Here is a 12,338-nt window from a genome sequence, read left to right as displayed (position 1 = left end):
GCATCAATCATCGCTTTCCCTGACTACATTGATATTAAAAATCGGACTATCAAATTGCACGCACACTTTACTCTTAATTGCCTGCCATTCATCTTCCGAAATACCAGCATTCATCTTCAACTTATTCAAAACTTTATCCTGATTCATAAAAAGCTGTCGATTAGTAATACGCTTTCCTCTCTCTCTACTTTTGACAAATATAATCAATCGTCGTCTAGTCGCTCCCATAAGCCATTTACAAATATATTCCCACCACATCTGATCTGTAGCTCCAATTGACATGCCAAACACACAGATTATAGTGCTCCCATCAATCAGCATTTTCGCATCTCGCATCCTGTTCTGACCTAAACGTTCATTTGCTTCAGACTTTATCATACACTGACGATTCAATTCCTTAGTGCAAAACCTTTCATTATCCACCTGAGTTTCATCATTAACGGCAAGAATTAGTCCTTCCTTCGTCGTTCCATGAATATGTAATACATCCCCGAGTGAATCAGCATACACAGTTGTTCTACATTGATGCTTACCTATAGTTACAGGTAATCTTTCTTTTGCCATCTGTATACATCTATCTAATGTATCTGTATAATTGAATGAAATAAACGAGTATACAACACTTTCCTCTATTGTTGCAATCACATTCTTAATATCTTCATATTGGACATTCGGGAATCCTTCATAAAAATGCAGTATACTATTCTGCATTTCCTTAACAATATTATCAGCATTCCCATCTGCAATCTGTATCCGACTCACCTGTTCTTCCAGATAATCCGCAAGCGCATTCTCAATAAGGTCTTTGCTATCAAGAAAAAGTTCTTCATTCGACTCTGTTATCTCTTTTGTATATTTTCCCAAACCAATCTCCAGATCAGACCAGAAATCATAATCTGCCCGAATAGTTTTCGCCAACATATCCTCCGGATATTGATCGAAATAATACTGATAAAAATCAGAGTATCTCGTATCTAATCCAGCATTAATATCAAATCCATTTCCAATTAAAAATGTAATTCTACTCATTGCTTATGTTCATACTCCTTCATTATCTTTTGACATAATCTTCTACTACTTCTATTATATGGTATGAACATTTGTTCGTCAATCATTGTCGTTTATTCTTTTCTTTTTTTGCTTTGGCTGCTTTTAGGATATCCACAAGATTGTCTCCGTTCAGAACATCCGGGTAATCCTCCTGAAACTCCAACAAAATATCCTTATTCTGCATTTCATCTTCGCAAATTTTCTCATATAGCACCGAAAAATCCGGGGGTTGGTAAACTGCCTCGATGAAGGTTCTCGATGATTCCGGTAAACTCTCATACCCCTCATACAATTCATCCGCAGCTCGTTTGATGTTATCTACGCTAATTTCTTTTCCCTAAGAAGTTCATCAATAATCATGTATCATCAACTCCTTTCTCTTATACTGTATCGGTGTGCCAAAGTATAGTCAAGGGTGTTTTACAAATGGTCAGCAGGTAGAAGTCAGCAATGCTGATACCGAGCAGGGATTTATCTCTACTTTCCCATTTTCTTCTCTATTGCTTCCGGCACTCTTATCAGACCAAATCGCCACAGTATCGGATAAACATACGAAACTCCTCGAATGTCTCCAAGTGCTTTCGGTTTCTTCACTTCTTCTGAAATCCTCTTACTATTTTCAAATGCCAGCACCACACTACTCCAGGCGAGACTCTTACTCTTCTCTCTCCGGTCTATCAGCAGCTCTCTGTTATACTCCCCATTTTTACCAACTTTTAATTTATATCGAAATGGTAATCCTGTTGCCGTTTTAAATGGATAATCCTGAAATGCAATAACAGCCTGCCATAGATGTTCCTCTGATGGTATGTCCTGTAGTAAACGAACCTGCTCTTGCCGCATCTTATATGTCCGGCATCGCTCCGCATTGAGACTTATCTCTGCTGCATTATAAAGTCCCTTCGTGTAGGGCAAATAGGAATGAACCGACGCTCTGGAAAGACCTGTTACTTTCATAATCTCCGGAATCTTTTTTCCCGAACGGTACAGAGCATTGATTTCTATACATATGTCTGAGGTGAATGCATCGGCAGTAATAAGCAGCTTACGGAGTTTAAGCAGACTAATATTTAACTCATCTGCCAGCGATCTTAAGGAATCTGCTTCTTCATAGGCATCTCTTAACTCTTGAAGAAAATGATTAAATTGAAGTTCCGGATTATATTCTGGTTTCTTTTTTGGTCTTCCTGCCATTTTATAACTCCTATTTCCATGTGAATCCAATCATCTTACTCCTAAAACAGAGGACAGCTATCCCTCTAATGCTCCGATAGCTGTCCTCTGTTTCTTATTATATTCTTTTACAGACGCTTTCTTGCCTTCATAATTCCGTAGTACATTAAACCGCCAATCAATCCACCGACTGTGTTGTAAAAAATGTCTGATAGCTGGAACGTACCCAAGCGAAGCAATAATTGCAACATCTCTATCGTCAAAGAAAAGCAAAACGCTATCTTTCCGCTATACCACAGTATCTTCTTCCAACCCTTTCCTATCTTTTCTTCGAATGTCCACATCACTACCGCTGAAAACGGCACCATCATAATCACATTCTCTATACACTCGGTAGTCATCTGTCTCTCTCCATTCACAGTCTCCCAAATGCCCCAACCGCCTATAACATCAGATAAAGGATTCATCCACAGATTCCGATTCAATAGCGTTCTGAATAAGATCATTGATGTCACAAAAGCCAGTAAGAACAACTTCCGAAAGAACACGCTCTCTTTGAACTTCTGATACCATGTTACTATGGCATTTTTCCAGCCTCTACCTGCTGCGGCAGGCTCATAAGCATATAGATAGAAGAACATAACCAAGAAGGAAAGCAGGAGCGCAAAACCAAACGGCTCATAGAGAGCAGTCAGTATATTTGTGAGGATCTTTCCGAGTAAATCAATCGTTTCTTTCATCATCATTTACAGATCACTGAACAAGTCAGCCTTGTACACCCCGTTCTCCAGCATCTTCTTGAAGCTGTCCTTTACAGCTGCGACATCTTCGTGGTAGGTCATTCCGTACCAGGTATCATTGGTCTTCAGAACCTTTACGGACATCTTGCCCTGCTCCAGCAGCTCTCCGATGAAGATTGGAATCAGATATTCTGCCTTTAGCGGATTACCCGGCACTTCCTTCTCGAAGAATTCTTTAAAGCCTTCCTCCAGTACACCCAAGAAATCAGGAGTTAACCCCCACATATTCATGGAAACCAGAGAATTCACGTCAACAGACACGCCATTTGCTTCTGCTCCAGTTGCTGTCTTTACAATGTTCTTTGTTTCCACAACCTCGGTCAGATTGTTCTTCTCGTCCATCTTGCAGATACCACGGGTCACACCACCGTTATCGGACAGCGTGTTCTTCAGCACAAAGCCTGCCATGCAGGACTCGCCGCCATTCACCAGATACTCATGGACGGCCTTAAAGCCTTCCTTACCATAGTAATCATCTGCATTGATCACAATGAATGGGGTCTTGATGACCTTCTTCGCTGCAAGCACAGCCTGTCCAGTTCCCCACGGTTTTGTACGGCCTTCTGGCAGAACGCCAGGGATATCGTTCATATCCTGGAAAGCGTAGTCGACAGTCACATTATGTGCGGAGCAAATAGCGGCAATGCGATCACCAATGACCTCTTTAAACTCCTTCTCGATATCCTTACGGATGATAAATACTACATGATTGAAACCAGCTTCAATCGCATCATGGATTGAGTAATCCATGATGATATGTCCAGCATCATCCACTGGCTCCAGTTGCTTGATTCCTGTTCCGAAACGACTGCCGATACCGGCGGCCATAATAAGTAGTGTTGTGTTCATCGCTTTTTCTCCTTTACTTATTTGTCATTTCTGTGTCTGTCTGGCTGTAAAAAATATATCCGCGCTTCAGCAATTTCTCCTTCAATTCGGTGTAATTCTCAATAATACCATTATGTACGCCAACAATTTCTGATTCCACTGCACCGCATCCAGAATGAATACAATTTCCAGAAACAAGAGGATGTACATTCGTCTGGCTAGGCTCACCATGGGTAGCCCAACGGGTATGGCCGATACCGCAGGTTCCTTTCAACGCCTTGCCGCCATCTGTTTTCTCGATCAGCTTTGACAGGTGCCCCTTCGCTTTCACGATCTGTGCCAGATTTTCTGCGTCACGAACAGCCAGTCCGACCGAATCATATCCTCTATATTCCAGCTTTGACAGACCATTCAACAGGATCGGTGCCAGACTCACGCACCAGAATACGACCGGTATCGCCCAGAGCATCCGCTACTGTATTTACAGCTTCCTGCACTGCCGGGTCGTTCTGTACTGCCTTCTTATCCGTTACGCGGACATTTTCTAGCACCTGCGGATAGATTTTCAAAGGTGCTGCCAACTCACTCATCGGCTTTTTCTTGGCCAGCATGACTTCCATCATCTTCAGGCTGGTCAGGATACCATCACCGGTACTAGCGTACTTGCTGAAAATAATGTGACCACTCTGCTCATCGAATGGCTTCCCCGCGGAAACCATCGGTTCCAAAATATTTTCCCATTTTACTTTTTCTTTCATTCAATATGGCAACTTACTCTGAGCACATTTAATCGAATCGCATATTTTCATTTATGGAAGCAAGCTTTTATGATGTTTTTCATCCATATAATAGGATACTCCTTATGATAGCGCTTTGTAACTTTTTCATAAACTGTAGCCTTTAATGCAGCGTCCATACCAGATTTACAATAAGTCTCCCAAAACAAACTATACTGGTTACTTTTTTTCAAAGGACCCTGAAGTTGCGAGTTCCCGGAAACCGCCTCGTTCCAATTTCTCTCCTCTAAGACCAACGATGTACATTCCTGCAAAAATCGACTTCCTCTTTCACTGTTTACTCCTATCACAGAAACTTTTCTGTCAGGCTTATGAAAGGGAGCTTCTGAGCCAATTCCCCAAAAATCTCCAATCGTAAGATCTGAGCATCTTTTTTCATGTGCAAATGGGCATTCAAAACAAGCATCACTATTGATAATGCCGGAATTAAATGCCTCCAAATATGGATCCCAGCACATCCTCCGATGCCATACATTTTTCTTACCATCGTTGAGGATCATCTCCTCGCCCCAAGATGATCTGAAAGAAATTTTTTGAATTTTACTTTTCTTTTTTACCTCAACCCATTTGATATAATCGCGTAAAACTTTATATGATGGAACTCCATGACAAATCAAATCAACCGTCAATAGCCTTTCTGCGTTGTCCATTGCAATGCTACGAGCCGCTTCACATTCACACGGCGTCCCAATGAACAATACATTCTTTCCTTCTTTCAAAACGCTCTTTACTTGATTTAATGCATCGACTGGATACGCTTGAACATATTTACTTCCTTTAAATTGTTCAATGTGCTGCTTATCACAGGAAAGCTCCATTCTGGCCTTAAAGTTGGAGTCCATAATCGTTCCCACAATCGCCCAGTTCTTATCGATTGCCAACTCATAAAAAGCTGCTGCTACACCTCCGGAACTGCTTCCATTTTGCTTTTCCGGATCCGTTCTATACGCTGCATACGTTACTGTATTATCTTTGTACTTATACTCGCTATTTGCAGGACAATGCTTAGAACACAAACCGCAATCTACACATTTTCCCTGATCGATGACCGGTCTAAGATGCCCCGTTGTTTCATTTTCTTTCAGTGATATCGCATCCTTAGGACACACTGTACAACACGCGCCACAACCGTAGCATTTTTTATTTTCACAAATTTTTTGCATATTTTCCACCAAACTTTCTGCGACGCACAAATTATTGCAATGCGCTTTGCAAAAATTCTTTTGAAGATTTTAATAATGTACTTTTTCTTTCATTTACTTTACTATAATTTATATCACTTTCGATCAAACCATCTTCCTTTGTGGTGACAAATCGATCTGCTAACCCCATCACATTCATAATATTATCCAATCGAGAATTGTATTTGTCACGTTTCAACGCCACAAACTGTCTTTCCATATTGATTGAAAAAGACACTCCATGAAAAGAATTTGTAACCACAAACGAAGCATGCCGGAATAGCCAAATATACTTATCCGGAGTTGCGTCCGAAACGACTAGGTCAACGCCATAATCAATTTTGCTATATACTGGCCGGATTAAAACTGTATGCAGTCCTTTAGCAACAGCAATCTTTTTTGCCAATTTTACAATATCTTCTCCTCTTGTATCCAAGAAGTAAATCAACAAATATTTTTCCGGGCATCCCACAACTTCTTTTTCATAGTTCTTCCATTGTGCTCTGCTGAAAAGGAACGTCGGATCCAGCACAAATTTGCAATTCTGAATCCCATGTTCATCCATAATTTTAGCTGAAGATTTTTCTCTCAGGCTGATCGCCGAAAAACCCTCAAGAAACTTACAGATTTTATTCCAATCTTCGTTTGAATATTCCTCTTTGCCACAACTGGCCGCATATGCAATTTTCGTTGTATTCTCAGAGGCAAAGCCAAGATAGTACATTGCATCAATGCCCTGATTATATTCACTATTCCAAATTTGGTCACTTCCTGCAATCAAATAATCATAATCACCAAATTCAGTCTTTGCCTTCTCCATTGAATAAATCGGCTTAGAAACAGAGGTGTTTTCTTTCAGATAAGATATGTATTTTTTGTTCGTTTTTTCAAACCGGCTCATTCTAATCAAGCCGTGCATAAAATATTTTGCACCATAACCAGATATATTCTTCAATCGGTTTATTCTTTTGAATCGTTTCGGAATATAATTAATAACATCAACGCATTCAAATTCAAAATTCTGTTTTAGATACTGGGACAATGCTATCGCTTGCAGTGCTGATCCAAAGTTGACGCCATAATGTATCGATATTATCCCTACCTTTTCTTTGCGCATAATATATCACCCTTTTCTTTTTCTGACAGCTTTCTTGCATACGTTCAAGAACAGCTCTTTATCAAATGCAAAATTCAAAACAACAGTAACTGCACAGTATACGCCAAAACACAACACTCCATTTTTGACCCACAAAATCAATGTAGACGATCCCGTCGTATCTAATACCGACACAATGAGACAAGAAATCACAATCGTGCTAATCGAAAGGCTCAATCTTTTAACGATATTAAAAATCGGATAAGGCATAATATCTTTATTTATAAACCAGACCAGATATATCATTCTGTACAGCATACCAATAAATGTTCCAACAGCAATTCCCTCCAAGCCAAATTTAAAGACCAATATAACAGAGAGAACGATGTTGATGATTGCCTCTATATAAGCACTATTGGAAGTCTCTTTGAATTTACCTGCCGCGTATATAACCGATACATAAGGATCGCGAATACAATAAATATACTCTGCAAAAATGATTATGGTTGAAAAAATCACTCTATAATAATTGGTATCTGTCACGCCATGTGTATAGATCAACACAAAACTAGGCAGCAAATAGATACAGCATCCAAATATTATAGTCGCGACATTAGATACAACAAACTCATAAGTTTCCATATACTTGCTTGCTTGTTTATAATCGTTTACTGCAATCGCCTTTCCGATCATCGGATTAAACGCATTGGAAAACGACTTAAAAAGGTTTTGCAAATTTTTTACGACTAACAGATAAACCGAATAGACCGATACCGCTTTCAAGTCGCTAAAGAGCGTCAGCACAACCACGTCTGTATTACTGTGAATAAAATAGGCAAAATTCTGTCCAAAGCAAGCCCATCTTTGAGCCAACGAGTTTTTGTCTGGTTCCACATCCTTATACAGTTTATAGTGTTTTTTTACGTAATTACTATAAGCCACCGGCTGTATTGCAAACAACAGCACGCTGCACAGCTTTACAAAATGCAACTCCGGAAACAGCTTAATCGAAACAACGACTGCGATGATGTTCAACAATGTAATCAACGATTGCCACAGTTGAACAATATACATTTTCTGATCTGCCTGCAGCAAAAGCTTGTACGTAATAGAAAAAAAGTATTGTATAAACAAAGTAAATGACAAAATCACAGTCAACGAAGCCACATAAAGCCACGAAAAGCTCGATTTGATAACAATCGGATACACACATGCCAATGCGATGGTGTAAACCACAAATATAGATGCAATCTGTCTGAAGAAGTTCTCGGCCGCTTTCAATACGCTGCTTATTTTTCTATCATCTTTCTTTGCAAGTGGTCCATATAAAGCTGTAAGAACCACACTGCCAATTCCACCTTCAACCAATGCAATATAATTCAAAAACTGCATTATTGACGATACCAGTCCATTCGCTTCTGAGCCAAAGGTGCTTAAAATCAATCGTGGAACGATCAATCCACTTATAAATGTCACCAACTGACATAGCATAGTGCAGCCTACATTTAGCATTACTTTTTTCTTCATTCAATTATCTCCATTTGAAACCTTTCATTAAATATCCTACTTTTAACTTATCCTTCATTTTCAATTCTCAATTTTCTCTTGTATTTAGGAATTTTCTTAAAATTAACGGATGAAGTGAATTTAAAATCGAATTCACTTCATCCATCAATTCTACATGTGCCTATAAAATCAATTTCGTTCCTTTATAGAATACATTTTACTAATTGAGAGTATCTATTTTTTCGAGTTAAAATGATACTATCTCAATACAGTCATTTCCATGCAAACATCAAATAGAAGTATATCCTTTTTCCAAAATGTCTGCAATTCTTTCACAAGCATGGCCATCTCCATACGGATTGGCAGCATGTGCCATCTTTGCATATTCTTCTTCATTATCGAGCAGTTTTGTAAACCACTCATATATTTTTTCCTCACTGGTCCCAACTAATTTCAATGTTCCAGCATCAACGCCTTCCGGACGCTCCGTAGTATCTCTCATAACAAGAACCGGTTTTCCGTAGGAAGGGCATTCCTCTTGGATTCCACCAGAATCTGTAAGGCACAAAAAGCATCTAGCTTCAAAATTATGACAATCGAATACCTCAATGGGATCAATGATATGGATTTGGTTACAATCTCCCAGCTCTTCATCGGCAGCTTTTCGGACGATCGGATTCATATGGATCGGATAAATAGCTTTTACATCCGGATGTTCATTTAAAACCCGCCGAATCGCTCTGAACATATTGTGCATCGGCTGGCCAAGATTTTCTCTTCTATGCGCAGTAATAAAAATCATCCTACTGTCGCCTACCCAATCCAATTCCGGATGATGGTAATCCGCAATTACTGTATGCTGCATGGCGTCAATCACGGTATTCCCCGTCACATAAATGGATGTTGCATCTTTCCCCTCGTCCAACAAATGCTTTTTTGCCAGTTCAGTGGGAGCAAAATTATACTTACTGATAATTCCGACTGCCTGACGATTGAATTCTTCTGGATACGGGCTGTAAATATTGTAGGTACGCAAACCGGCCTCCACATGTCCGACCGGAATTTGCAAATAGAAGCAAGCCAATGCTGTTACAAAGGTCGTCGTGGTATCACCATGAACCAAAACGATATCAGGTTTCACATTCTCTAAAACCGCTTTGATTTTTTCCAAAATACCAGTCGTAATATCAAACAATGTTTGACCCTGTTTCATAATTGCCAAATCATAATCCGGAACAACATTAAAAGTTTCCAGCACCTGATCCAACATCTGCCGGTGTTGACCTGTAACACAAACGATGGTTTCTAAGGTTTCTCTTTTTTTTAGTTCATTTACCAACGGACACATTTTTATTGCTTCTGGTCTTGTACCAAAAACTAACATCACTTTCTTTTTCATACAATTACTCCTTTTTATTTATTACTTTTGAGTGAATTTTTTGTAAAATATACAATGCTTAAATAAAATGGCATACACCACATTCGTTGTGTATCAAAAATATTAAGCAAAATGCAGGATAGTATCATATACACAACAATACATTTTTTAAAGCAATCATCTCCACCCTCAATCTTCCTAATTCTATGAGAAGTAAATGTTCTTTTCATTGAATCAAAAAACAATTTTCCGTATAATAACAACGATAAGATTCCATATGTAAAAATTCCACCCAAAATCCCAATATCTTCCAGCCAAAATCTATCTGTACCGGATCTTCTTAAAATACTAAACGCCTTATTAGTATATGCTGATAAGAATCCTACTCCTAAAATGGCATCCTTTTCTTTAATCAAGCTCCAATAATGATCGATCGTTAGTAATCTTGCTGCTGTAGAACCTCCGTCCATACCATTAAGCGAAAACAAATTCAGAAAATAATCTAAGCCTCCAAAAAGGATAAACGCAATAATAATAAATGAAATCGCCACCAGTTTGACGTTCTTTTTTCTGTTGGAATCTGTTGAGCAATAATATCCATATGCCGTTAAAATAATCGTTACTATTATCTGAAACCTATATTGCGTCACAAAGATCAAGTATACATATAAGAACGCCAAAACAAGCCAATACAACAACTGTTTTTTCACAAAACAATAGTAAAGGGTCACACATAATACAATGCCAAATAACGCCCCTGTATCCATTCGCATAAAGCCGTTTCGTGTCCATCCCTCAGAGTACTGGAATAACAACCCCGAAAAAACTGTCATTCCCTTGAAATTATACAAATACCATGTAATAAATTTAATTCCAAGAAGAAACATTGAAGTCCAATATATTGTTTTTGTGAATTTATACATATCGTCATCCATAGTAAAAATATAGATGATTGGATATGAATAAAAAACATAAAAATACTTTCTGATGATTATTAATAGCTGTACAATGTTATATTCGTACGCAATCACCGAGTAGATCATTTCTATTAAAATAATCACTAGGTAAATCATCAAATAGTTTGATAATGCTTTGCACTGCATTCTTAAATTCATATTTGAGCGAGTCTTATTTTTCACGTATAGTGCTAATAAAACGCCTATCGCTGCAATTAAAATCTCATAGACAAAGGAGCTTCCTGGCAACGTAATTATTTTATCAAACCCTAATGTATATAATGTCACTGCGCAAATAATCACTTTGAACAATTGTGAGATCTTAACTTTTCCCATATCTATTTTCTCCTATCCAATGAATAACCATCGAACAACATCAGCCTCCTTCAATATTTCAATCATTTACTATCGAGTTTACAATGTAATCCAAATCAACACTATCAAAAAAAGCTTTTGAGTTTTTAACCATTTCATCATGGTTGGCATCCACGTATCGAATTGCATCTATAATGGTTTCCGGCTTCAAATCTCTACAGCAAACACCGATATTATACTTTTCAAACGGTTCTCTTAATCCCAATACATCTGTACCTATCATCGGAATATTGCAGCCTGCATATTCGTAAATTTTATTTGGTGCACAATACAGCGCATTCAGAATTGTAAAGCCACTGCCTTCGATTTCTCCCGGCTTATAAGGAACCAGCGCAATATCCGCATATTTTAAAAACTCCAAATGTTTCGGCGGATTGAAAAATCCCATATATTTTAAGGAAGAATAACCATCGCACAGCTTCTTAAATTCTTCTGCGCCATCTCCTCTGAACTTGCCGAACAAATACAGGCAATAGTCCTTTTTTACTCTTTCGACAGCTTCTGCAAAGGATTGCAAATCTCTATCTGCACTGATAACTCCCAGATAAATGATTTTTTTACGTTTTTCCCTTTTCATCTCCTCAATTACAGGAAGCATATCTTCTTGTACTTCGCCACTCTTGAGATAGTACGGTTTATTGGGCAAAACATAGGGGAGCTTTTCCAAATTCCAGCCGACTTTTTGTATATATGCTCTATTTTCTTCTGGAACAACAATTTTCCATGCCTCTTGAGCATAATGCTTAATATTAAATTTTAAAATTTTTGCGCCTCGGAACATTGGATATGTATCTGTCAATTCCATTAGCTGCATTACATGTCTGTCACTATATTCTAGCAATTCTTTTCCCAAAGTTCTTACAACGCTCGGATTAACAGTCCACACGATATCTCCATCCATAGTATCTTTCAGCGCCGCTCGATATCCTTTGGTTTTTACGCCTCTTTTTTTCAAGCGCAAAAATATGTTACTGTTTTTGACCGCCTTTATTTCTGTATACGAAAATTGTCTATTTTCTTTAATTATTGCTGGAAGATCCCGAACACCCTCAGCCACCAAATGCACTTTATAGCCATTGTTCAAAAGGCATTCTATCAAATTGATTGTTGGCGGATACAACATAACATTTTCATAAATAAAAATTCTTATCGTATTTTTTTTCTTGTCAAACATTGCAATACCTCTCATATACTTTAA

10 protein-coding genes and 2 pseudogenes are annotated in these 12,338 nt (G+C 38.4%); all 12 read right to left on the bottom strand.

Going from position 1 to position 12,338, the window contains the following annotated elements; genetic code table 11:
• Positions 1-3 precede the first annotated feature (3 nt).
• Positions 4-1,029, bottom strand: a complete 1,026-nt coding sequence (locus DWZ93_RS08125) for an AbiH family protein (protein ID WP_118452533.1) — start codon at positions 1,027-1,029, stop codon at positions 4-6.
• A gap of 498 nt (positions 1,030-1,527) precedes the next feature.
• On the bottom strand, positions 1,528-2,244 hold the full coding sequence (locus DWZ93_RS08120) for a hypothetical protein (RefSeq protein WP_118452532.1): 717 nt from the start codon (positions 2,242-2,244) through the stop codon (positions 1,528-1,530).
• Positions 2,245-2,351: 107 nt separating this feature from the next.
• Positions 2,352-2,969, bottom strand: a complete 618-nt coding sequence (locus DWZ93_RS08115; protein WP_330421746.1) for a VanZ family protein — start codon at positions 2,967-2,969, stop codon at positions 2,352-2,354.
• Positions 2,970-3,872: a sugar phosphate nucleotidyltransferase gene (locus DWZ93_RS08110; protein ID WP_118452531.1), complete on the bottom strand. Its 903-nt coding sequence runs from the start codon at positions 3,870-3,872 to the stop codon at positions 2,970-2,972. It abuts the gene before it with no gap.
• 16 nt (positions 3,873-3,888) lie between these two features.
• Positions 3,889-4,320, bottom strand: a pseudogene (locus DWZ93_RS08105) (glutamine--fructose-6-phosphate transaminase (isomerizing)); the annotation flags it as partial.
• A pseudogene (locus DWZ93_RS08100) lies at positions 4,265-4,582 on the bottom strand (phosphoglucosamine mutase); the annotation flags it as partial. The pseudogenes DWZ93_RS08100 and DWZ93_RS08105, both read right to left, overlap by 56 nt.
• A gap of 74 nt (positions 4,583-4,656) precedes the next feature.
• Positions 4,657-5,811 (bottom strand): Coenzyme F420 hydrogenase/dehydrogenase, beta subunit C-terminal domain, encoded by a 1,155-nt coding sequence (locus DWZ93_RS08095; protein ID WP_118452530.1) that lies wholly within the window; start codon positions 5,809-5,811, stop codon positions 4,657-4,659.
• 31 nt (positions 5,812-5,842) lie between these two features.
• Entirely contained in the window at positions 5,843-6,946 is a 1,104-nt protein-coding gene (locus DWZ93_RS08090) for a polysaccharide pyruvyl transferase family protein (RefSeq protein ID WP_118452529.1), read from the bottom strand.
• Between the two features lie 6 nt (positions 6,947-6,952).
• Positions 6,953-8,452, bottom strand: a complete 1,500-nt coding sequence (locus DWZ93_RS08085) for a lipopolysaccharide biosynthesis protein (RefSeq protein WP_118452528.1) — start codon at positions 8,450-8,452, stop codon at positions 6,953-6,955.
• Positions 8,453-8,720: 268 nt separating this feature from the next.
• Positions 8,721-9,830 carry a non-hydrolyzing UDP-N-acetylglucosamine 2-epimerase gene (gene wecB / locus DWZ93_RS08080; RefSeq protein WP_118452527.1) on the bottom strand — a complete coding sequence of 370 codons (1,110 nt, stop codon included), beginning with the start codon at positions 9,828-9,830 and terminating at the stop codon, positions 8,721-8,723.
• A 14-nt stretch (positions 9,831-9,844) separates the two neighbouring features.
• Entirely contained in the window at positions 9,845-11,101 is a 1,257-nt protein-coding gene (locus DWZ93_RS08075) for a hypothetical protein (protein ID WP_118452526.1), read from the bottom strand.
• Positions 11,102-11,159: 58 nt separating this feature from the next.
• On the bottom strand, positions 11,160-12,314 hold the full coding sequence (locus tag DWZ93_RS08070; RefSeq protein ID WP_158574297.1) for a glycosyltransferase: 1,155 nt from the start codon (positions 12,312-12,314) through the stop codon (positions 11,160-11,162).
• Positions 12,315-12,338 lie beyond the last annotated feature (24 nt).

Origin of the sequence: Dorea sp. AF36-15AT (assembly GCF_003477705.1) — a bacterium.
In the GTDB taxonomy this organism is placed as follows: Bacteria; Bacillota; Clostridia; order Lachnospirales; family Lachnospiraceae; genus Claveliimonas; species Claveliimonas ammoniilytica.
This window is presented reverse-complemented; position numbering and strand designations above follow the sequence as displayed.

Bases quoted from the DNA above. Each gene is read 5' to 3' on its own strand.
- DWZ93_RS08085 (WP_118452528.1), bottom strand. From the start codon at position 8,452: ATGAAGAAAAAAGTAATGCTAAATGTAGGCTGCACTATGCTATGTCAG.
- DWZ93_RS08070 (WP_158574297.1), bottom strand. From the start codon at position 12,314: ATGTTTGACAAGAAAAAAAATACGATAAGAATTTTTATTTATGAAAAT.
- wecB (WP_118452527.1), bottom strand. From the start codon at position 9,830: ATGAAAAAGAAAGTGATGTTAGTTTTTGGTACAAGACCAGAAGCAATA.
- DWZ93_RS08120 (WP_118452532.1), bottom strand. From the start codon at position 2,244: ATGGCAGGAAGACCAAAAAAGAAACCAGAATATAATCCGGAACTTCAA.
- DWZ93_RS08090 (WP_118452529.1), bottom strand. From the start codon at position 6,946: ATGCGCAAAGAAAAGGTAGGGATAATATCGATACATTATGGCGTCAAC.
- DWZ93_RS08115 (WP_330421746.1), bottom strand. From the start codon at position 2,969: ATGATGATGAAAGAAACGATTGATTTACTCGGAAAGATCCTCACAAAT.
- DWZ93_RS08110 (WP_118452531.1), bottom strand. From the start codon at position 3,872: ATGAACACAACACTACTTATTATGGCCGCCGGTATCGGCAGTCGTTTC.
- DWZ93_RS08125 (WP_118452533.1), bottom strand. From the start codon at position 1,029: ATGAGTAGAATTACATTTTTAATTGGAAATGGATTTGATATTAATGCT.
- DWZ93_RS08075 (WP_118452526.1), bottom strand. From the start codon at position 11,101: ATGGGAAAAGTTAAGATCTCACAATTGTTCAAAGTGATTATTTGCGCA.
- DWZ93_RS08095 (WP_118452530.1), bottom strand. From the start codon at position 5,811: ATGCAAAAAATTTGTGAAAATAAAAAATGCTACGGTTGTGGCGCGTGT.